Annotated in this window: 16 protein-coding genes; all 16 read left to right on the plus strand. The window is 43.4% G+C overall.

Going from position 1 to position 23,704, the window contains the following annotated elements; all coding sequences use genetic code 11:
- The first annotated feature begins 89 nt into the window (after window positions 1–89).
- The 16 genes from MR041_RS02115 to MR041_RS02190 all read left to right on the plus strand — a co-directional run bounded on the left by MR041_RS02115 (window position 90) and on the right by MR041_RS02190 (window position 23,552).
- Window positions 90–2,255, plus strand: a complete 2,166-nt coding sequence (locus MR041_RS02115; protein WP_242092489.1) for a GH92 family glycosyl hydrolase — start codon at window positions 90–92, stop codon at window positions 2,253–2,255.
- On the plus strand, window positions 2,252–4,450 hold the full coding sequence (locus tag MR041_RS02120; protein ID WP_242091930.1) for a DUF4838 domain-containing protein: 2,199 nt from the start codon (window positions 2,252–2,254) through the stop codon (window positions 4,448–4,450). The genes MR041_RS02115 and MR041_RS02120 overlap by 4 nt, the downstream gene beginning before the upstream one ends.
- A 10-nt stretch (window positions 4,451–4,460) precedes the next feature.
- Window positions 4,461–5,303 carry an endonuclease/exonuclease/phosphatase family protein gene (locus MR041_RS02125; protein ID WP_242091931.1) on the plus strand — a complete coding sequence of 281 codons (843 nt, stop codon included), beginning with the start codon at window positions 4,461–4,463 and terminating at the stop codon, window positions 5,301–5,303.
- 79 nt (window positions 5,304–5,382) lie between these two features.
- Window positions 5,383–7,179, plus strand: coding sequence for an alpha-L-fucosidase (locus MR041_RS02130; protein WP_242091932.1), 1,797 nt, complete (start codon window positions 5,383–5,385; stop codon window positions 7,177–7,179).
- Complete coding sequence (locus MR041_RS02135; RefSeq protein WP_242091933.1) at window positions 7,179–9,278, plus strand: discoidin domain-containing protein; 2,100 nt, start codon at window positions 7,179–7,181, stop codon at window positions 9,276–9,278. Before MR041_RS02130 ends, MR041_RS02135 begins: the two co-directional genes overlap by 1 nt.
- A gap of 115 nt (window positions 9,279–9,393) precedes the next feature.
- On the plus strand, window positions 9,394–10,728 hold the full coding sequence (gene fucP / locus MR041_RS02140) for an L-fucose:H+ symporter permease (RefSeq protein ID WP_242091934.1): 1,335 nt from the start codon (window positions 9,394–9,396) through the stop codon (window positions 10,726–10,728).
- Between the two features lie 90 nt (window positions 10,729–10,818).
- Window positions 10,819–12,441, plus strand: coding sequence for a beta-N-acetylhexosaminidase (locus MR041_RS02145; protein WP_242091935.1), 1,623 nt, complete (start codon window positions 10,819–10,821; stop codon window positions 12,439–12,441).
- A 127-nt stretch (window positions 12,442–12,568) separates the two neighbouring features.
- On the plus strand, window positions 12,569–13,348 hold the full coding sequence (locus MR041_RS02150) for an SDR family NAD(P)-dependent oxidoreductase (RefSeq protein WP_242091936.1): 780 nt from the start codon (window positions 12,569–12,571) through the stop codon (window positions 13,346–13,348).
- Between the two features lie 21 nt (window positions 13,349–13,369).
- Complete coding sequence (locus tag MR041_RS02155) at window positions 13,370–14,227, plus strand: fumarylacetoacetate hydrolase family protein (RefSeq protein ID WP_242091937.1); 858 nt, start codon at window positions 13,370–13,372, stop codon at window positions 14,225–14,227.
- A gap of 21 nt (window positions 14,228–14,248) precedes the next feature.
- The gene (locus MR041_RS02160) at window positions 14,249–15,214 is read left to right on the plus strand and encodes a metallophosphoesterase family protein (protein ID WP_242091938.1); all 966 of its coding nucleotides are present in this window, start codon (window positions 14,249–14,251) and stop codon (window positions 15,212–15,214) included.
- A 3-nt stretch (window positions 15,215–15,217) separates the two neighbouring features.
- Window positions 15,218–16,678: a sulfatase family protein gene (locus MR041_RS02165; RefSeq protein ID WP_242091939.1), complete on the plus strand. Its 1,461-nt coding sequence runs from the start codon at window positions 15,218–15,220 to the stop codon at window positions 16,676–16,678.
- The gene (locus tag MR041_RS02170) at window positions 16,678–17,502 is read left to right on the plus strand and encodes an amidohydrolase family protein (protein ID WP_242091940.1); all 825 of its coding nucleotides are present in this window, start codon (window positions 16,678–16,680) and stop codon (window positions 17,500–17,502) included. Before MR041_RS02165 ends, MR041_RS02170 begins: the two co-directional genes overlap by 1 nt.
- A 10-nt stretch (window positions 17,503–17,512) precedes the next feature.
- Complete coding sequence (locus MR041_RS02175; protein ID WP_242091941.1) at window positions 17,513–18,946, plus strand: alpha-L-fucosidase; 1,434 nt, start codon at window positions 17,513–17,515, stop codon at window positions 18,944–18,946.
- A complete protein-coding gene (locus MR041_RS02180; RefSeq protein ID WP_242091942.1) occupies window positions 18,946–19,725 on the plus strand; it encodes an L-fucose dehydrogenase in 780 nt (259 codons plus the stop codon). Before MR041_RS02175 ends, MR041_RS02180 begins: the two co-directional genes overlap by 1 nt.
- Window positions 19,726–19,733: 8 nt before the next feature.
- Window positions 19,734–20,066 (plus strand): L-rhamnose mutarotase, encoded by a 333-nt coding sequence (locus MR041_RS02185; RefSeq protein WP_242091943.1) that lies wholly within the window; start codon window positions 19,734–19,736, stop codon window positions 20,064–20,066.
- Window positions 20,067–20,540: 474 nt separating this feature from the next.
- On the plus strand, window positions 20,541–23,552 hold the full coding sequence (locus MR041_RS02190) for an aminotransferase class III-fold pyridoxal phosphate-dependent enzyme (protein WP_242091944.1): 3,012 nt from the start codon (window positions 20,541–20,543) through the stop codon (window positions 23,550–23,552).
- The last annotated feature ends 152 nt before the right edge of the window (window positions 23,553–23,704 follow it).

Genomic DNA, 23,704 nt, shown 5'->3' on the forward strand with positions numbered 1-23,704 from the left:
CCATTTTGATTAAAACAGCATACCCCGCACAAAAAGCCATTGTCATCATCATATGCCTTCTCGTTCATGGAACCCACATTACGGCCCAGGTGGATTATGTGAACCCTTTTATTGGTACCTCCAATTTTGGGGCGACCAATCCGGGGGCCATTGCTCCCAGGGGGATGGTAAGCGTATCCCCTTTTAATGTGGCAGGATCGCAAAATGCCCCAATGGAAAAAGATAGCCGCTGGCTTTCCAACCCATACGTATATGAAAATTCATTTTTAACAGGCTTCAGCCACGTGAATTTAAGCGGTGTGGGGTGTCCGGATTTGGGTGTCATTTTAACTATGCCAACTACAGGTGAATTAGAAACCGATTATCAAAAATATGGCTCTACCTATGCCTTCGAGATTGCCAAACCGGGCTATTATAGTACGACATTAGAAAAATATAAATTAAAAGTCGAAACCACAGCCTCGACGCGCGTCGGGGTATCCAATTACGCTTTCCCCGAAGGACAGGCCAACATATTAATCAATTTAGGCCTGGGACTGACCAATGAAGAAGGAGGTATGTTAAAGATTGTATCGCCCACTGAAATTGAAGGCATGCGAAACGTCGGCTCCTTTTGCTACTATAAACCCGATGAATCCTACCCGGTTTATTTTGTCGCTCGATTTAGTGAGCCCGCTGATGACTTTGGTATTTGGAAGACTCCGAGAACATACGATGGTTTGGAAGGACAGTGGATGGGTTACAATGGTAAAAAGCGCTTTTATAAACAGTACCGAAAGGAGGTTATCGGAGATAGCATAGGCAGCTATTTTACATATCACTTTAAAAAACCCACCCAGGTGGAGGTTAAAATAGGGATTTCCTATGTGAGTATTGCTAATGCAAGGGAAAACCTGGAAAAAGAAACAAAAGACCTCAGCCTTATTGATATTTATAGAAGAACCTCTGAGCAATGGAACAACCTTTTATCCAAAATTGAAGTCGAAGGCGGCACCGAAGACGACAAAACCATTTTTTATACAGCCCTGTACCATACGCTGATCCACCCGAATACCCTGAATGACATCAATGGCGAATATCCCACCATGGCCAAACGGGAAACGGCCAAAACAGATGGTACCAGATTTACTGTTTTTTCTTTCTGGGATACCTACAGAAATCTACATGCGCTGATGTCGCTCGTCTATCCAAAGCAACAATCTGATATGGTCAAAAGCATGCTGCACATTTACGATGAGAGTGGATGGTTACCCAAATGGGAGCTCAATGCCACTGAGACCACTACCATGGTTGGCGATCCCGCGGGTATTGTATTGGCAGACACCTATCTGAGAGGGATAAAGGATTTTGATGTACAGAAGGCCTATGAGGCCATGCGCAAAAGTGCAGTTCAGTTGGAAGACAATCCGCTTCGTCCCGGAATAAAGGATTACATTCAAAAGGGATATCTCACCACAAAAACCACCCAAAGCGGTTCTGTGTCTACAACCCAGGAATACAATATTTCCGATTTTGCCATTGCACAGCTTGCTCAAGCTCTGGGTAAGACCGCCGATTACAAACTGTTTTCCAGGCGTGCCGTAACCTATAGAAACCTGTTCGATAAAGAATTTAATTTACTGCGTCCCAAAAATCATGATGGGACCTGGTATACACCCTTTAATCCTGATAAAGGCGCTAATTTTGAAAAGAACCTCGGTTTTATAGAAGGCAATTCATGGCAGTATACCTTTATGGTGGCCCACGATATTTTATGGCTTATGAAAAGTATGGGCGGGCAAAATTCATTTGTGAAAAAATTAGATGAGGTCTTTGAAAAAAACCAATTCGATATGGCCAATGAACCCGATATCGCCTATCCGTATCTTTATAATTTCACCAATGGTTTTGAATGGAAAACACAGGATCGCGTTTCGGATTTAATTCAGAAGTATTTTACCAATAAACCGGATGGTCTGCCTGGCAATGATGACACGGGGACCATGTCGGCCTGGCTTATTTACAGTATGATGGGCCTATACCCTGTTCTCCCGGCTAAACCTTTATACACCATCACCACCCCTGTTTTCGACAAAATCACCCTCCATCTCGATGATACCTACTATAAAAATAAAAACCTTATCATTGAAAAAAAGGGTGAAGGCCATATTGAATCGATCTTTATTGGAAATACCACACAAAAAACATGGTTTGTCAGTCATGACGAATTAGTCAATTCCGGCAGACTTTTAATTAATTTAAAAAAAGTAAGATGATCAGGTATAGTCTTATTTCAATAGCCTTGTGCTTGATATTAAACTCCTGTGGAGACAAAAGCCTAACCCTTGTTAAAGATGGCAGCTCAGCATATGCTATTGTATATTCTGATGCTCCAACCGAAGCCAACTATCGGTCTGCAGAACTCCTCAAATCGTATTTATATGACATCAGTGGTGTCCATTTGGATCTTGTCGATGAGAACACGCCGCATAACAAGCACAAAATTTATGTCGGGAATTATGAGGATGCGCCTTTAGATGCGCATCACATAAAGATAAGTACTGTAGAAAAGGACATCTATATTTCAGGGGGATCGGCTGAGGCGACAAAAAATGCCGTCTATGAATTCTTAGAGCGGTATCTTGATTGCAGGTGGTATGCGCCCGGAGTAGACGATATCCCCGAAAGAAAGACAATAGCATTACCATTACCGCTGTCCTATAGTTATACCCCTGAAATTAAAACCAGAACTGTTCATTCCAGATTATTTTATTCAGACAGTGCTTTTGCTGAAAAACACAGAGTAACCGCTGAAGCCTTCCCCAATTATGTTCCGGAAGGCAGGGTACATACCTTCCACAAATTCATACCCGAGGCCAGCTATTACGATACACATCCGGAGTATTTTGCTCTTAGAGGCTCAAGGAGATTACCAACCCAATTGTGTTTGACCAACAGTGAGGTTCTAAATATTGTGAAAGATTCCGTTCGTGCATTGTTTATGAGATATCCCGAATCGACCGTCATATCGGTAAGCAGCAATGACAATACCCAGTATTGTGAATGTGACAATTGCAAAAGAATAGATGAAGAAGAGGGGAGTCATGCTGGGACGATGATACGATTTGTCAATGAGGTAGCCAGGGAATTCCCCGATAAAACCATTTCCACACTGGCTTACCAGTACACGAGGAAACCTTGTAAAACAAAACCTTTAAAGAATGTCCTCGTTACCCTTTGTTCAATAGAATGCGATCGAAGCGCTCCTATTGAGGATAAGTGTCAAGATTTTGCGAATGACTTGAAAGGCTGGGGTCAGCTCACCGATAACATAAGAATCTGGGACTACACGACGCAATTCACGAATTTTTTGGCCCCATTTCCTAACTTACATACACTTCAACCCAATATTCAGTTTTTTAGAAACAACAGTACGCGATGGGTATTTGAACAGCACAGTCATAATCCGAGTGAATTGTTCCAGCTGCGTTCATACCTTATGGCCAAACTGTTGTGGAACCCCGATGAGAATGTTGACGATCTTATAACTGGTTTTACCAATGGGTACTATAAGGAAGCAGGACCTTTTGTTAAAACCTATATCGATACCATTCACGCTGAAATACAAAACCATCCGGATTTCTTTTTATTCTTATATGGCGATCCTTCACAAGCTTTTGATACCTACTTAAATACAACCCTTCTAAACTATTATTCATCATTGTTTGATGAGGCAGAGGTGGCAGTGGCAGATCGGCCTGAAATCTTAAAACGCGTTAAAGAAGCACGTTTAGGAATCGATTATGCCGTTTTAGAGGCCTGTAGAAAAAATAGCCATGACGCGTTCCGTTTAAATGAGGATGCCAAGCAATTAATGGAAAACTTTATTAGTACATGCACACAGGCCAACATCACCCTGATGAATGAGATGGGATATACGGTAAAGGAATATGGAGCGTCCTATTTAAATTCAGTGGCCTTGGCCATGCGACCGAACAAGGCCTCGGGAAAGCCGGTTTCTTTGCTAACAACACCAAAAAAATATGCAAATGAAGATCCTCAAGCCTTAACGGACGGGGCTCTGGGTGGCAGTAATTTTTATGCTAACTGGCTGGGGTTTGAAGGCAATGATCTGATCGCTGTTATAGACTTGCAAAGCAGGGAGGATATAAGTTCCTTGACCACAACATTCTTACAGGTTACCAATCACATTGTTTTTTTCCCGAAAGAAGTCAGGTATTATGGCTCGATCGATGGCACAAACTTTACGCATTTAGGTACGGTCCATAACAGTACACCTTTGAGTAAAACGAGTAAGGTGAACGACATAAAAACGTTCAACCTGGATATCGATAAAACCAAAATGCAATACATTAAGGTTATTGCTGAAAATCATAAAAAAGCTCCGGTTTGGCATAATGCATCAGGCTTACCATCATGGGTTTTTGCAGATGAGATCATTATTAATTAGAATACGATACATGAAACATATTGTCATAATCATGAGCCTTTTTTGTTCAAGTCACCTGTTGTTAGGACAAGCTTATAAAGTAATGACCTATAATATTCGTTACGATACCTCAAATGACGGGGAGAACCAATGGTCTCAGAGAAAATCCTTTTTAGGTCACCAGATTGGCTTCCATGAACCCGATGTATTCGGAATTCAGGAAGGACTGGAACATCAGGTCCGGTTTTTAGATAGTGTACTTTTGAATTACAAGTATATTGGCGTAGGCAGGGACGATGGAAAAACAAAAGGAGAATACAGCGCTATTTTTTACAATGCCAACAAATTAAAACCATTAAAAACGGATACCTTCTGGCTCTCTGAAACACCGGAAACGATATCCGTGGGCTGGGATGCTGCCATGGAACGGATTTGTACCTATGCCTTGTTTGAAAATGTTAAGACCAAAGAGCACTTCTGGGTATTCAATACCCACTTCGACCACAGGGGCGAAGAGGCTCGGATAAACAGTGCAAAATTAATTTCAAAATCGATTGAGGACATTAACAAAAACAATTATCCCTTTATTCTTATGGGGGATTTAAATCTAAAACCGGAAAGCGCACCGATTCAATACCTTTCCTCCGTGTTTAATGATGCAAAAATGGTAAGTCTGACACCTCCTTTCGGTCCGGATGGTACTTTTAATGGGTTTCAATTTTTTGAACCGGTGACCAATCGAATAGACTATATTTTCACCAGTAAAAGCAATATTAAAGTCCTTAAATATGCGGTATTGAGTGATTCCAGGGACTGCAAATACCCGTCCGATCATTTACCTGTATTTGCTGAAGTCTTATTAAAGCCTAATTAAAAAATCAGAATAAAAAGGAAAGGAATTTGCGAAGGTTACTTTTTTAAAATTATTTAGAACACATGTTAATATGAGATCCATGCGAAATAGAATACTGTTATACGCCCTGATCCTGGGATTGAGTTCAATGGTCTTTTCCCAAAACAATACGATCAATTATACCAAAGAAATTACCGAGCGTCCTTACCCAAAATGGTTCAAAGATGCCAAGCTGGGCATTTTTATACATTGGGGACTCTATTCCGTGCCTTCCTATGGTGGTAAGGAATCTTACGGGGAATGGTATCTGAGAGGTCTGCAGATGAACGATAGTCTGCGTACCACCTTTATGAAAAACACCTATGGCCAACATTTCACTTATAAAGATTTTGCCCCCTTGTTCAAAGCAGAGCTATTTGACCCTGATGAATGGGCCGAGCTATTTCAAAAGGCAGGTGCCAAATATATCATGTTGGTTTCCAAGCACCATGATGGCTATGCCCTTTGGCCGAGCAAATACAACAGAAACTGGAACAGTGTGGATGTAGGTCCTAAAAGGGATATTGTCGGTGAGTTAACCGAAGCCATTAGAAAGACCAATCTTAAAATGGGTCTCTACTATTCCCTGGCCGAATGGAATCACCCGTTACACCGTTGGTATACCGATCCGCATGACAGCATAGGCAATTATGTAGATCAGTATATGATTCCGCAGTTCAAGGAATTAATCAGCACCTACAAACCAAAGTTAATTTTTGCCGATGGCGAATGGTTCAACTCGGCGAAGCAATGGCACTCGGCTGAACTCATTCATTGGTATTACAATTTGGTGGGTGAGGAAGCGATTGTGAACAACAGATGGGGAAGCGGTCTCGATGTTGGTTTTTTAACTCCTGAATACAGTGCCGGTATCAAGGTAACGGACAGACCATGGACTGAAGTCCGGGGTATTGGTCGTTCTTTTGGATTAAATCGCAATGAAGATCTCGAGGCTTACGGGACGTCCCAGGAATTAATCCAACGCTTTGTACAGACCGTGGCAAATGGGGGTGGTATGATTTTAAATGTGGGCCCAAAGGCGGATGGACAGATTCCATTGATTCAACAGGAGCGTCTGATGCAGCTGGGGAAATGGTTAGACATAAACGCCGAGGCTATATATGGTGCCGAGACCTACGCCATAACGGAGGTAGAAAAAGAAGTTAGTAAAGAACGTACAGACAGAAACATCAGCTTCAACTGGGTTAGAAATTCACCTATGAAAGGCATCAAGGAAGATCACTTTGCTGTGGAATGGAATGGGTTTATTGTCGCTCCGGAATCTGGCACCTACACGTTCGAAATGGCGGCAGACGATGAGGCCTCCCTCTTTATAGCGGGTAAACCTGTTATCGCTTTAAACCGAACAGATAAAGGTTCGCAATCGGAAGTCATGGGCGCGAATAACAGTGCAGCCAATCAGGGTGTCCTAAAATTAAAATCAGGGGTGCCCTACCCCATTAAAATCCAATACAGAGAAATAGACCTCAGCGCCTCAGTGAGACTATTTTGGAGCAGTAAGACTATAAAAAAGGAGGTCGTTCCGGGGTCAGCACTTTATGTGGATAAAGACCAAACGGAACATGGGTTAAAGGGAAACTACACCTCCCTTAAAACCTATCTCTGCTATACTCAAAACAAGGGCAATCTCTACGCCATCAGTTTTGAATGGCCGGAGGAACAGCTGCTTTTGAAAATACCACATCCCGGTGATAAAGCAAAAGTGAAAATGCTGGGATTGGACAGGTATTTAGACTGGAGCTACGAAAACGATACCCTGATTATTCACACGGAATCCATAACCTATTCAGAATTACCATCACATGATGCATGGACTTTCCAAATAAACAAAAACTAATGTACCGAGCCTGTATTATTCTTATCGTTTTATTTTTCTTTCAATCCTGTGACACCACTCCGGCACCGGAACCTCATGGTCCACTGCCCTCACAGCGCCAATTGGATTGGCATGATATGGAGTACTATGCCTTTATTCATTTTAACATGAACACCTTCACCAACATGGAATGGGGAGATGGAAGTGAAAAACCGGAACAATTTAATCCTACGCAACTCGATACCAGGCAATGGGCTAAGACCATTAAAGATGCCGGAATGAAGGGCGTCATCCTAACGGCCAAACATCACGATGGTTTTTGCTTATGGCCATCAGCTTACACGGAACATTCCGTAAAGAACTCGCCCTGGAAAAATGGCAGTGGTGATGTTTTAAAAGAATTAGCCGAGGCCTGTAAGGCCTACGATTTAAAAATGGGGGTGTATCTGTCGCCCTGGGATAGAAACCATGCAGCCTATGGCAGACCAGAATATGTCACCTATTTTCACAACCAATTGCGGGAGCTGCTTACACAATACGGCGCTATTTTTGAAGTTTGGTTCGATGGAGCAAATGGGGGCTCTGGCTATTATGGAGGTGCCAATGAAACGCGAAAAATAGACAACAAAACCTACTATCAATGGGATAAAGTGATCGCGATCGTAAGAGAATTACAGCCCAATGCGGTTATTTTCGGAGATGGTGGCCCCGGAGTGCGATGGGTGGGTAATGAAGAGGGCTGGGCCAACGAAACCAATTGGTGTTTGTTGCGTCGAGATGAAATATATCCGGGAACACCCAAATACGTTCAGTTGCGATCTGGTCATGAGGACGGTACCCATTGGATTCCTGCCGAGTGCGATGTCTCGATTCGGCCGGGATGGTATTACCACGCCGCAGAAGACTCCCAGGTAAAATCATTAGATCATTTGGTCAGGATCTATTATGAATCCATTGGTAGAAATGCCTCCCTTCTTCTCAATTTACCGGTAGATGACCGTGGCTTGATTCATGAAAACGACATCAAACAACTCATGGCACTTAAAGCTCAAATTGATAAGGACTTTGCTGAGAATTTGGCCGTGAAGACTCAGGTCACAGCCAGCAATGTTCGTGGAGACAGTCGGAAGTTTCAGGCATCTCATCTCATTGATGGTAACCCTGAGACCTATTGGGCTACAGACGATGGTATAACATCCTCCTCAATAACGCTAAGCTTTGACCAGCCTACCAGAGTAAACCGTATCCTATTGGAAGAATATATTCCTCTGGGGCAACGTGTTAAGGCATTTACTGTTGAAGCCAAAGTGAATGGCACCTGGAAATTAATCGACGAGCAGACCACCATCGGTAACAAACGCATTCTGAGGTTCGATACGGTTGAGGCCACAGAAGTTCGGGTTGCAATTACTTCTGCGAAGGCAGCAATAACACTATCGAACATTGCACTGTATCACGCTCCAAACCTTTTAACACAACCTGAGGCAACACGCGATGTGGATGGTGAGGTAACGCTGTCTGTGGCCGATAAAAACATTGAAATCTATTACACTACGGATGGTTCAGAACCCACGACAGCGTCAATGAAGTATAACAGCCCTTTTTTGATTGACCATCCCACAAGATTGAAGGCCATGGCCTATAATCCGGAGGATCAAGAGAGCACTAAAGCATCCTCATGGGATTTTGATATTATCAAAAACGATTGGAAGGTTTTAGAACCCCTCCCCGGCGAGAGTACAGATGCTGGAAAAATTATAGATGAGAATAAAAACACGCATTGGGTGTCAGCAAAGGGTCCCGATTCGAAACATGTTGTTGTCGATCTGGGCCGAACACATCTCTTAAGGGGATTTACCTATGCCCCCATGCAGGGTCGCTGGCCCACGGGTATTATTACGCATTACAGATTTTATGTGAGCAATGATAACAGTAACTGGACCGAAGTTGCCCATGGAGAGTTCGGTAATATAAAGAACAACCCAATTGCACAAGTGATTCCATTTAGCCCTGTAAAGGGACGTTTTATAAAGTTGGAGGGCGAAAAAATAGTGGATAACGCCCAACACATGTCCATCGCGGAATTAGGTGTATTAACAGGTGGTGACAAACAGAATTAAAAACTTTATAGTGCGATTGCACATATCGATAGCTCAATCTGAGTTGTTCAGCGAAAAAAATTAACATTAACCCATGGGTTTACTATTTTAACCCCGCAATCCCGATAATACATTTATGGATACATACAGTAAAATTCCGGTGGTATCAAAAAAGGTTTTGATTCCTTTTATTTTAGTAACCTCCCTCTTCGCCCTTTGGGGCTTTGCCAATGCGGTTACAGATCCCATGGTACAAGCTTTTAAAAAGGTATTGGAACTGTCTAATTCGCAAGCGGCCTGGGTTCAAATGGCCTTTTATGGAGGTTATTTCTGTATGGCCCTTCCAGCTGCCATGTTTATGCGTAAATACTCCTATAAAGTAGGTGTTCTTATCGGATTGGCATTGTATGCTACCGGAGCCCTTTTATTTTATCCTGCTGCCCAAACAGAGAGTTTCTTATTTTTCTGTGTGGGTTTATATATTTTAACCTTTGGCCTGGCGTTCCTCGAGACGGCTGCAAACCCTTATATCCTGGCCATGGGAGCCAAAGAAACGGCGACCCAGAGATTGAATCTTGCCCAGGCTTTTAATCCTGTCGGACTTATAGCCGGTTTATTGGTTGCCCAGCAATTCGTATTGAAAAATTTGCAATCCGATGACGTTGAGAATTTCCGTTCCCTGGATGAAGCCTCCAAGGTATTGATACGCACTTCCGACCTGATGGTTATCAGGAATCCTTATGTCATTCTGGGTCTGGTTATAACAGCGGTATTTATCATCTTTTTATTGAGTAAAATGCCCCAATCCAAGGACAAAGGCGGAATGCCAAGTATAGGCGAGACCTTTGCCACCCTTGCAAAAAATGTAAAGTACGTTTTAGGGGTATTGGCACAAATATTATACGTTGGTGCACAAATTATGTGCTGGACCTACATTTACCAATATGCCGAGGCTATAGGCATAGACAGCGTAACTGCCGGAAGCTATCAACTCTTTGCATTTGGTTTGTTTATTGTTGGAAGAGCCGTTGGAACCTATATGCTGCGTTTTTTTAGTTCCGGAAAATTACTCATGTATTTCGCGCTATCGGCATTGACCTTTGTCTTGGGCACCATGTTCATCCAAGGGAATTTTGGCCTGTACTGTTTGGTCGGCATCTCTTTCTTCATGTCCCTGATGTTCCCTACGATTTATGGTATCGCCCTGGGCGATTTAACGGAAGAACAATCAAAAATCGGATCTGCCGGATTGGTTATGGCCATTGTTGGAGGTGCCTTAATGCCAAAGCTGCAGGGTATCATCATTGATGCCGGTGGTACTGGAGTCGCAGATACGAAAATTTTAGGAGTATCGGAGGTTAACTTCTCCTTTATCCTGCCCCTGCTTTGCTTTCTATATATTGCCTGGTATGGTCTGAGGGTGTTTAGAAGGCATGAAGCAGCCGATGACATTTTGCACGAATCGAATTAAAATCAATGATCAATTAATTAAAGAATGAGAATAATCCTTTTAGTATGCATATGCCTGGTAAGCATCTCTTGTGCCAATAAATACAAAACTATGGTTAATAGTGCACAGGACTACCAAATTATACCTAAGCCTGTCTCCCTGGAAACAGCAGACGGAAAATTTGTCGTGAATTCAAAAACCGCAGTTACGGCTCCTGAAGTGTTGGAAAATGAAGGTCAACTATTAGCAGAAATGATAAGCCTTGCCTCAGGTGTTGATATCCCTTTCGAGATTAATGGTTCCGGTAACATTCATCTAAATCTTGATGATTCCATCGAAAATGAGGAAGGCTATACACTTTCCGTTTCATACGACCAGGTTGTTGTTTCCGGTAAAACACCCAAAGGTGTATTTTATGGCATCATGACACTGAGACAGTTACAATCCGGTGCGACGGGAACAGAAACAACCGCAGTGAGCGAAGTCACCATTCCTGCGGTGACCATTAAAGATCATCCGAGATATCAATACAGAGGTATGCATCTGGACGTGGCCCGACATTTTTTTCCTATGGATTTTATTAAAAGATATATCGATTTAATTGCCTTGCACAAAATGAACACCTTTCACTGGCATTTAACGGAGGATCAGGGATGGCGTATAGAAATAAAAAAATATCCGAGATTAACCGAAATCGGGGCTTATCGAAACGGTACAATAGTTGGGCATCACCCTGGTTCTGAGAATGACCAGAAACGGTATGGCGGTTTTTACACTCAGGAAGAGATCAAGGAGATCGTCGCCTACGCCTCCGAAAGACATGTAACGGTTATACCGGAAATTGAATTGCCCGGACATAGCAGTGCTGCTATTGCTGCCTACCCGGTCTTGAGTTGCTTTCCTGACGAACCAACTGTAGTTACTCACGATATGATATCCGATAAGAGTAAGGCGATTCAAGCCGCCGGCACACCTAAAATAGTCCAGGAGACCTGGGGAGTCTTTCCTGATGTCTATTGTGCGGGAAAAGAAGACACTTTTGCGTTCTTGCAGGATGTATTGGATGAAGTCATCCCATTATTCCCGTCGGACTATATTCATATCGGCGGTGATGAATGTCCAAAGGCCAACTGGGAACGCTGTCCGAATTGTCAGAAGCGGATCAAGGACGAGGGCTTGCACGATGCCCATGAATTGCAGAGCTATTTTATTACGAGGATTGAAAAATACCTGAATGCTAAAGGCAAAAATATTATTGGTTGGGATGAAATTCTTGAGGGAGGCTTGGCGCCCAACGCCACCGTCATGTCATGGAGAGGCACGGAAGGTGGTATTGAAGCCGCCAAACAACACCATGATGTCATCATGACACCGAATCACTCCTGCTATTTCGATCATTACCAATCCGAAGATCATGCCAATGAACCACTGGCTATTGGAGGTAATACGACGGTAGCTGAAGTCTATGCCTATGAGCCCACTCCCGACGATCTCAATGAAGAGGAACGCAACTATATTCTCGGGGCCCAGGCGAATCTGTGGACGGAGTACATAAAGACTACCGATTATGCCGAATATATGATATTGCCGCGAATGACAGCTCTGGCAGAAGTGGTTTGGTCTCCAAAAGAGCAGAAAGACTGGGATGATTTTTACACGAGGTTACAGCATTTCACCCATATCTATGATGCAATGGGCTTAAATTATGCGAAACACAGTATAGAAGATAAATAAGTTTGATTTAGTTTTTAGTTTGGGCAATAAAAGTATAGGCATTTATACTTTTATTGCTTTTTTTTTAAGACGTCCGTATTAAAAGTATTACCTTAACGCATATAACTTGATACCTAAAAATAGTCACATGTCAAAATTCAGTCTGAAAGGGAAATCAGCTGTTATCACTGGGGGTGCCAGCGGCATTGGCGAAGCCATTTCCATGACATTCGCTCAACAGGGTGCCCATGTACATATTTTGGAATACGACGAGGAACGCGGTGAGAACATTGTGAAGACCATTTTGGAAAAGGGTGGTAAGGCCGACTTTTATCCCTGCGATGTTTCCAAACACAACCAGGTAAAATCGATCCTTAGCACCTTATCAGAGACGCATCGTATAGATATATTGATAAACAATGCGGGAATAGCCCATGTCGGTAATGTTGAGAACACCGGGGAAGAAGATTTAGATCGGGTGTACAAGGTCAATGTTAAAGGCGTATACAACTGCATACAAGCTGTAATTCCCGCTATGAAACAACAAGGGAGCGGGGTTATAATAAATATGGCATCCATTGCATCTTCCGTTGGTATTGCCGATCGATTTGCATATTCCATGTCGAAAGGTGCCGTGTTGACCATGACCTATTCCGTGGCGAAGGACTATGTCGGCTTTGGCATACGTTGCAATAGCATATCACCGGCGAGGGTACATACCCCATTTGTTGACGGTTTTATAAAAAAGAACTATCCTGGTAGGGAAGCCGAAATGTTTGATGCCCTTTCTAAAACCCAACCCATAGGAAGAATGGGAAAACCTGAAGAAATTGCGAGTTTGGCTTTATATTTATGTTCGGATGAGGCGGCGTTCATAACGGGAACTGATTTTCCCATTGATGGCGGATTTATTAAGCTGAATGGTTAAAAATACAAAACACAGAGTCTTATGAAATTAATACGATTTGGAAGATTGGGACATGAAAAACCGGGTGTGCAATTGGAGCATGGAGCACGCATAGATGTATCGGGATTCGGGCAGGATTATGACGAGGCCTTTTTTGGAGGCGATGGTTTGGAGCGACTCCGGGCCTGGTTAAGGGAAAACCAGGACCAATGCCCTAAGGTAGACGATCAGGAGCGATGGGGAGCCCCTTTGGTACGGCCGTCAAAAATAGTCTGTGTGGGTTTAAATTATGCCATGCATGCCAAGGAATCGGGTATGGCCATTCCGAAAGAGCCGGTGCTGTTTTTCAAAGCGACTTCAGCCATGGTGGGTCCCCATGACGATGTGATTATACCCAAAGGCAGCATAAAAACCGACTGGGAAGTCGAATTGGCGATCATCATCGGCAAAAAAGCTTCTTATGTCACAGAGGAAGACGCTTATCAGCATATTGCGGGTTATGTGCTTCATAATGATATCTCGGAGCGTGCCTTCCAGATTGAAAAAGAAGGCCAATGGTGTAAAGGTAAAGGTTGCGACACCTTTGCTCCTGTAGGTCCCTTTATTGCGACGAAGGACGAGATTCCCGATCCCAATAATCTGAACCTGTGGTTAAAGGTTAATGGTAAAACAGTGCAAAACTCATCGACCTCCGATTTTATTTTTAATGTTGAAGCGGTGGTCTCCTATATTTCCCAATTTATGACCTTACTGCCCGGTGATATCATATCGACGGGAACACCATTTGGCGTAGGACTCGGTCTGAACCCGCCAACCTATTTAAAACCCGGAGATGTTATGGAGTTAGGTATTGACGGCCTGGGGGTATCAAAACAGGAGGTTAAAGCATATAGCGGTTAAAACGAATATGGGCCATTAGTAATGAATCGGAGAACCTTTATAAAATCAACTTCATTGGCCGGTGTAACCCTCACCCTGCCTAACGCTATTTTTTCTCTGGATTCGACAAGAAAAGGTGTGGAATTCGGATTAATTGCTGATGTCCATAAGGACATCATGCATGATGCCGATTACAGGTTAAAGGCATTCATTGCTGCGGCGTCCAAAAAAGACCTGGATTTCATTTTACAGTTGGGTGATTTCTGCAGACCTTACGATTACAACAGATCCTTTTTAAACATTTGGAACAGCTATAAAGGAGACAGATACCATGTTTTGGGAAATCATGATACCGATGGTGGTTTTACCCGGGATCAAACGAGAGCCTTTTGGGGCATGGCTGAGAACTATTATGCCTTCGATAAAAAAGGAATCCATTTTATCGTTTTAGACGGAAACGATCCCAACCCAAAACCGTGGTCCGGCTACAACCGTTATATCGGGGAAAGGCAAAAACAATGGCTTATCGATGATTTAAAACGGACAACTAACCCAACCATTATTTTCAGTCATCAAACCTTGGAGCTGGAATCCGACGGGGTATCCAATATGAAGGAAATTCGTCAAATTATAGAAGATGCCAACAAAGATGCGGGATATCATAAAGTCATGTGCTGTATAAGCGGACACACACATACCGATTTTATGACCCAGATCAACGGGGTATACTACGTTCAAATTAACAGTGCGTCTTACAGGTGGGTGGGCAGTAAATATAAAGTGATAAGATACAGTAAGGACATTGATAAAAAATACCAGTGGATCAAGTATACCATACCCTATAAAGACCCGCTGTACACCTTCGTTAAAATTAAACAAGACAGCATCATTATTGCCTCTAAAAAAACACGTTTTGTTGGTCCCGGACCAAAAGAAATGGGCTTATCTCAGCCTGGCCCTCACGATCCCATTGTGCCTACCATTTCTAACTTTAAAATGAAACTGTAATATATGAATCGCGCTTTAATCTTTAAAATAGCATTCGTCTTAATACTCTCAGGCTGTAAACAGCAGTCTGAAAATCCATCTGCTCAAAACGAATTACATAATAAACCCAATATTGTCTTTTTATTTACAGACGACCAGAGTTTCAAGGCTGTTCATGCTCTGGGCAACCAGGAAATTAGGACTCCTACCATGGATAAACTGGTGCAGGAGGGCGTTACCTTTACGCATGCATTCAACATGGGGGGATGGAATGGTGCCATATGCCAGGCATCTCGTGCCATGCTCATCAGTGGTCGGTCCATTTGGAGAGCCCAGAAAATTTCCAGGGCCTACTCCAAAGATGACGCATTGGATGCGACCTGGCCACGCCTCATGCAAACGCAGGATTATGATACCTACATGACCGGCAAGTGGCATGTGGAGGCCAAGCCAGACAGCATATTCAATCATGTCGGGCATGTGCTTCGCGGTATGCCTTATGATACTCCTGAAGGCTATTATCGCCCCAAGGATAAAACCGACACCTTGTGGCAACCCTGGAAAAAAGAGTTTGGCGGATATTGGAAAGGGGGTAAACATTGGAGTGAACTGGTAAAGGATGATGCGGTCGCCTTTATTGACAGTGCCGCTCAGAAAGACAAGCCCTTTTTCATGTACGTGGCCTTTAATGCCCCTCATGATCCCAGGCAATCTCCGAAGGAATATGTAGACGGGTACCCACTGGAACATATTGCTTTGCCCGAAAGTTACCTCCCTGAAAATCCGTATGCCGAAATTATGGGCGCCGGTCGTGACTTAAGAGATGAAAAATTGGCGCCGTTCCCGAGAACTGAATATGCGGTTAAAGTCAACCGCCAGGAATATTATGCCATTACAACGCACCTGGACGATCAAATAAAAGCCATTTTGGATGCCCTTGAAAAACAGGGCCTTCGGGATAATACCTATATCTTTTTCACTTCCGATCACGGACTGGCGGTAGGCGAGCACGGCCTGATGGGAAAACAGAGCATGTATGACCATAGCATACGAGTTCCCTTAATGGTAGTTGGCCCGAATATCCCCAAAAATAAGAAGATTAATGCTCCTGTTTACCTGCAGGACCTCATGCCAACTGCTCTAGAAATTGCCGGTGTACAACAACCGGATTACGTTGAGTTCAACAGTCTGCTCAGTGCGGCTAAAGGTGGTGGTGAAAAAAGGCATTACGATGCCATTTATGGCATTTACGAAAAGGGGTCACAACGCATGATTAGAAACGAAAAATTCAAACTTATTCTGTATCCCAGGTCTAAGGAGATTTTGCTTTTCGATTTGATAAATGACCCTTTAGAGTTAACCAATATAGCCTCAGATAAAGAACATTCAGAGGTCATTCGGAACCTTTTTAACGAATTAATAGCGCTTCAGAAGGAGAAAGAAGATCCCTTTGATTTAGTGTCCATTTATAAAGATACCATCTAATGACTATTGATAGCCATCAACATTTTTGGATATATGATCCCGTTCGCGATGCCTGGATTGATGATTCAATGGAGGTCATTCGCAAAGACTTTTTGCCAGACGATCTTGAATCCATTCTTATTCAGAATGGTATCGAGGGCTGTGTAGCTGTTCAGGCGGACCAGTCGGAGGCAGAAACTGATTTTCTTCTGGAATGTGCTAAAAACAAGACATTTATCAAAGGGATCGTAGGCTGGGTCGATTTGTTGAACACCAATCTTGAAGACCGCCTCGAGGTCTACTCAAATAACACCTATTTCAAAGGCGTGCGGCATATTGTTCAGGCAGAACCGAATGATTACTTGCTTCGTAAGGACGTTCAGAATGGAATCGGTAAATTGGGAGTCTACAACCTGACCTATGATATTTTGGTTTACCCACCACAGTTAAAGGCTGCCATTGCCCTGGTCAATAGGTTTCCCAATCAAAAATTTGTCTTGGACCATATGGGGAAACCCCAAATTAAAGATGGACTAATAGACTCCTGGAAACGAGACATTATGACCCTGGCCAAAGCGCCCAATGTGTATTGTAAAGCATCCGGGATGGTAACCGAGGCCAACTTAGAACATTGGAAAACTGAGGATTTCACGCCTTATCTGGATGTGGTTTTTGAGGCCTTTGGAACCGATCGCGTCTTGTATGGCTCAGATTGGCCCGTCTGTCTTCTAGCGGCAACCTACGAAAAACAACAGGCTATTGTACTTCAATACATCAATTCATTTTCAACTGCAGAAAAGGCAAACGTCATGGGACGCAATGCCTCTCAATTTTATAACCTCTAAAACGAATCAAATGACACGACGTAAACGTATTACCACTTCGCTCCTATTACTGTCTATCCTCTTAATGACCCTGTCTTGTAAAAATCAGAACAAAAGTCAGGAGCTACAGGAAGCCGTCGTAAAGGTGAACTATTTAAACGAATCTGAGGCCGATTTCGACAAGCGAATGGCCTGGTGGCGCGATGCCCGGTTTGGCATGTTTATCCATTGGGGACCTTATGCGGTGCCTGCCGGCATACATAACGGTGAGAAAATTAAAGGTATTGGCGAATGGATCATGGAAAGGGGTAAAATTCCGATTGAAGAATATGAGAACTATGCCAGGGCTTTTAATCCTGTGGATTTCAATGCTGATGCCTGGGCCAGACTCATGAAGGACGCCGGAATGAAATATGTTGTGATCACTTCAAAACATCACGATGGCTTCGCCCTTTGGGACAGCAAGGTGTCTTCATACGACATGGTCGATTTTACGCCTTATGGTAAAGATATTTTAAAGCAACTTTCGGAAGCCTGCAGAACTTACGGCATTAAATTCGGAACCTACCACTCCATTATGGACTGGCATCACCCCATGGCCCAAGGCGACACCTATACTGGAAATCGCGACATCACTGAGGAAGACAAGATAGAATTTGAAGCTTATCTGGAGCAGTACCTGAAACCCCAGGTAAAGGAGCTCATTACAGCATACGACACCGATATCCTTTGGTTCGATGGCGAATGGGTTAAAGAATTTACCCATGATCAGGGAAAAGCCCTTTATCAGTACGTGCGGGAACTCAAGCCTGATATCATTATTAATAACAGGGTAGATAAAGGCAGACAGGGGATGCAAGGTATGAATAAAGAGGATGCGGATTATGCGGGAGACTTCGGTACACCGGAACAGGAAATCCTGGAACAGGCGTCGAGTTTAGATTGGGAATCCTGCATGACCATGAATGACACCTGGGGATTCAAGTCTTACGACCACAATTGGAAATCAACTTCCACACTCGTTCACAATTTAATTGATATTGTGTCCAAAGGGGGTAATTATTTATTGAATGTGGGACCAACTGCCGAGGGTCTTATCCCGGAACCCAGTGTTACCAGACTAACGGAAATGGGATCCTGGCTGGCCGTAAATGGTGAGGCCATTTACAACAGCGAACGATTTCAAAATAATTTCAAACAAGGCGAATCCATTCGTTTTACAAAAACAAAAGGGACTAATACCTTATATGCTATCACTCTTGAAAAGCCGGAATCGGTTTTAACCATAAAGCATATGGTCCCTGAACCAAATAGTTCCATACAACTGTTAGGTCATCCTGGCGACTTAAAATGGGACTATAGCGAAACCTCAGGCTTAAGTATCCATCTCCCGGAAGACCTCCTCTCCGGATGGAATGACACAACCTATGCCTGGACATTTAAAATAACAGGTAAAGAGATCTGATGGATTTAAAATTAAAAGATAAGGTCGTTATTGTAACCGGCGGTTCCAAGGGTATTGGTTTAGGTATTGTTCAGACCTTAATTCAGGAACAGGCGATTCCGTTTTTGGTGAGCCGGAATGAACAGAGTTTGGCAGCAGTGGTCGCTGCCTTTAAGAAAGAAGGCATTACCCTTAATTACGCCGTTACCGAACTCACTGATAATGCGCAGTGTAAAGCTGCTGTTGCAGAAGCGATTAAAACCTACGGGCGTATCGATGGACTGGTAAATAATGCCGGTGTGAATGATGGTGTTGGTCTGGAAAACGGTAATTACGATGATTTTATGAGATCGCTCAAGCGCAACCTGGCACATTATTATGCCATGGCCCATTATGCGCTGCCTGAATTGAAAAAAAGTAAGGGTGCCATTGTGAATATCGGTTCCAAAACATCGGTTACAGGACAGGGAGGCACATCGGGATATGCCGCAGCCAATGGCGGAAGAAATGCCCTGACACGTGAATGGGCTTTGGAACTATTGCCTTATGGCATTAGGGTGAATGCCGTTATTGTGGCCGAATGCTATACCCCGCTGTATGAAAAATGGATCGAGACCTTCGAGGACCCACAGGCTAAACTCAAGGACATAACCGATAAAATTCCTCTGGAAAACAGGATGACAACAGCAGAAGAAATTGGAGATACCGTGGCCTTTTTGCTTTCCGAGAAATCGAGTCACACAACGGGTCAGCTTATTTTTGTTGATGGAGGTTACACCCATTTGGATAGAGCACTATAATTGATGTCATGAAAAAATACTGCCTAGCATTAGACCTTAAGGACGATCCCAAACTTATAGCCGAATATAAAAAGTACCACGAAGCGGTTTGGCCGGAAATTACCGACAGCATCAAAGCATCGGGTATAGAACATGCAGAGATCCATTGCGCGGGCAATCGCTTGTTCATGATTCTGGAAGTCAACAACAGCTTTTCTTTTGAAAAGAAGGCAGAGCTGGATGCCGGTAACCCTAAAGTGCGGGAATGGGAAACCTTAATGTGGAAATACCAAAAGGCTTTACCTATTGCCAAAAAGGGCGAAAAATGGGTGTTGATGGAAAAAATATTTGAGCTTAAATAAGGGGCGTGATAAGCACCCTTTTTCGGATTCGAATTGGATATGGTTACCCTATATCGCAATAACAGTTTAGATGTATTGTACAGATAAGCGATCGCAATAAAGGGACTATGGCCCATAGGGTTGAAACCTGTTAGGCATTACTCGATAAAGCTATCACTGCGGAAAGATAATCTCGCAAGCGTCCATTGTCCAAATTGTCTTGTGAATTTTGAAAATTCACAGGACAATTTCAAAAATTCACAGGACATTTTTGTGTCATCTTGCCTACAATACAACAGTTCCCTGGCCAATGCATGAATAGATCATACCCATGTGTTTAATGGAAGGCTGCCAAAGATTTCAACAACACTCCGGGGAAGGTAAAATCTTTACCCAAAAAACTATACCAGATAATAAAGGAATAGTTTAAATTTAATGCCCGGCACCAGTTAAACAGGGCATGAGCAGGAACTAATGGCATCGAAACATCTTAATATGACTGCAGAGCAAAGTGAAGCATTGCTGTTAGATCTCTACAATATAAAAGGGTCTGCATCTCCTTTACCAGGTGAAATCGATTCTAATTTTAAAATAAAGGTTTCCGATTCAGAGGCGTATATTTTAAAAATAGCAGCTCCCAATACACCGTCGGACCATCTCGAGTTTCAGAATGCCTTGTTGCAACATATCGCAACCCATGGCAGTCATCTCAATGCGTCAAGGGTTATCGCAAATGCCCTCGGCGGACTGATTTCCGAATGTTACGATTCCAATGAAAACAAGCGGTATGTGAGATTGATTACCTGGGTCCCGGGAAGGGTATGGAGTGTGGTTAATCCGCAATCGGATAATTTACGCTTCAATTTAGGGAGACATTGCGGTACGCTGACCAAGATCCTCCAGGAATTCGATCATGAAGAGGCCTATCGTGATTTCGAATGGGATATCGCCCAATCGCTCTGGACAAAGGACCATCTTCATCTGTTCTCAGAGGAAGAACAGGATATCCTTCATGGTTTTCAGGAACAGTTCGAAGCTGCACTGGAACCCTATTCCAGGTTAAGAAAAGGCCTTGTCCATAACGATGCCAACGACAACAATATCATTGTCTCCGAAGATCTTAAACACCCCCAGGTTCGTGCCCTTATCGACTACGGTGATGCCATTCATACCCAAATAATCAATGATCTGGCCATTGCCTGCAGCTATGCCATGATGCACCACATGGATCCTTTGGAAGCTGCACTTCCCATTGTAAAAGGCTATCATAACAGCTTTCCCCTGCTTGAGGAAGAATTGGAACACTTGTATGTGGCCATTGCCATGCGGTTGGTGATTTCGGTAACAAAATCAGCCATCAACAAAATCAAAGACCCCGACAATGACTATCTGAATATCAGTGAACAGCCTGCCTGGGACCTTTTGAAAAAATGGAGGCTCATCTCGAAAGAATTCGCGACCTGCAGTTTCAGAAGTGCCTGTGATTTCAATGCACATCCGAAAGAAGTCACATTCAGCGAATGGGCCAACAGTAATACCTTCTATGTAGCGGACCTGTTTCCGAATGTGGAAATCAATGACATCCATCACTTGGATTTAAGTGTGTCAAGCGAGTGGATGGGACATCGCAAGGACTTTGATGATTTGGAACTATTTGAATTTAAAATCCGTAGACTTCAAAAATGCGTTCCGAATAAAATTATTGCAGGAGGCTATTTGGAACCACGTATTATTTACACCTCTTCGGCCTATGATAAAATTGGCAATAATGGAAAAGAAAGTCGCACCATCCACCTGGGTGTTGATTTCTGGTTACCCGCCGGAACACCAGTCTCGGCCATCTGTGATGGTGAAATAGTTATAGCCATTAACAATGCCGGCGATAAGGAATATGGCGGTTTAGTAGTTATCAAGCATTGCACAGATATCATGGATTTTTACACCCTCTATGGCCATTTAAGTGTGCAAAGTGTCACGATGCATAAGGTAGGCGATCACATTAAAAAAGGAGATATTATTGGCTACCTGGGTTCCTATCCGGAAAATGGCAACTGGGTTCCGCATCTGCATTTCCAAATACTGCTGTCATTATTGGACTATAAAAACGATTACCCCGGAGTGGCCTATTACTCTCAGATGGGCATTTGGAAGAGTATATGCCCTGATCCGAATCTTCTGTTCAAAATAGAATCCCTTCGAAAGCCATCGGCCATTTCTGATGAAGAACTGATGCAATACAGACAACAGCATTTGGGTAAAAATATCAGCCTTCAGTACGATACCCCGATAAGAATGGTTCGTGGTGATGGCGTATATCTTATCGACCCATTTGGCCGAAATTATTTGGATACGGTCAACAACGTGGCTCATGTGGGTCATGAGAACTTCAGGGTGGTAAAGGCCGGGCAGGATCAAATGGCCCTTTTAAATACCAATACCCGCTATTTACACGAGCATATTACCACCTTAACAAAAGAACTCCTGGCCACCCTGCCATCACCCCTGGCCGTTGTGTATTTTGTGAACTCCGGAAGTGAGGCCAACGATCTGGCCATTAGAATGGCAAAGTGTGCCACAGGGGAACGCGATTTTATAGTTTCAGCATCGGGATATCATGGCCATACCGATACCTGCATTGGCCTGTCGTCCTATAAGTTTGATGGCGAAGGTGGTGAGGGCGCTCCGGAATACACCCATACATTTGTGATGCCCGATGCCTACCGGGGTACCTATCGGGGTTCGGATACAGCGGCCCTCTATACTGCTGAAGTACAAACGCTAATAGATGCCGTACATCAGAAAGGGCGGGGTGTCGCCGGAGTGCTATTAGAGCCTATATTAAGCTGTGGCGGCCAAATCGAACTCCCCAAAGGCTTTTTGAAAAGCGTATATACGAACATCCGAGCGGTTGGCGGGTTGTGCATTTCAGATGAAGTCCAGGTGGGCTGCGGACGCGTGGGAAAAGCGTTTTGGGGCTTTCAGTTGCATGATGTCGTTCCGGATATCATTACCATTGGAAAACCTTTGGGGAATGGTCACCCTTTGGCAGCGGTGGTTTGCACCCGGGAGGTGGCCAATTCATTTGCCAACGGAATGGAATATTTTAATACGTTTGGAGGTAATCCCGTGTCCTGCGCGGTAGGCATTGAAGTATTGCGGATTGTAAAGGAAGAGAAGCTGCAAGAACAGGCGTACAGGGTTGGATCGTTTTTAAAATCTAAATTACAGGAACTGGCATCGCTTTATCCCATTATTGGTGATGTGCGTGGCCAGGGTCTGTTTCTGGGAATTGAATTGGTGAACAGGCATCTCCGACCGCTAAGCGACCAAACACGATACCTTATTAACCGCATGAAGGACTTTGGAATTTTAATGAGCAGTGACGGTCCGGACAGAAACGTGTTGAAAATTAAGCCCCCAATGCTCTTTACGGAGGAACATGCCGAGGAACTTATCTTTTACCTGAAGAAAATTTTGGATGAGGATGTTATGAAGCATGCCTATTAAAAATACCGCTATGCCTATAAAAACATTTACTATTTTTGAATACCGTTGTAACACATATTCAACCGCTTAATCACATTTTGATGGAATATCGCGTGACAATGTAATTCTTAAACATACTTTAATAGCCCAATACGATACATGGCAGACTAAAA

The sequence above is a fragment of the Aestuariivivens sediminicola genome (assembly GCF_022662015.1).
In the GTDB taxonomy this organism is placed as follows: domain Bacteria; phylum Bacteroidota; class Bacteroidia; order Flavobacteriales; family Flavobacteriaceae; genus Aestuariivivens; species Aestuariivivens sediminicola.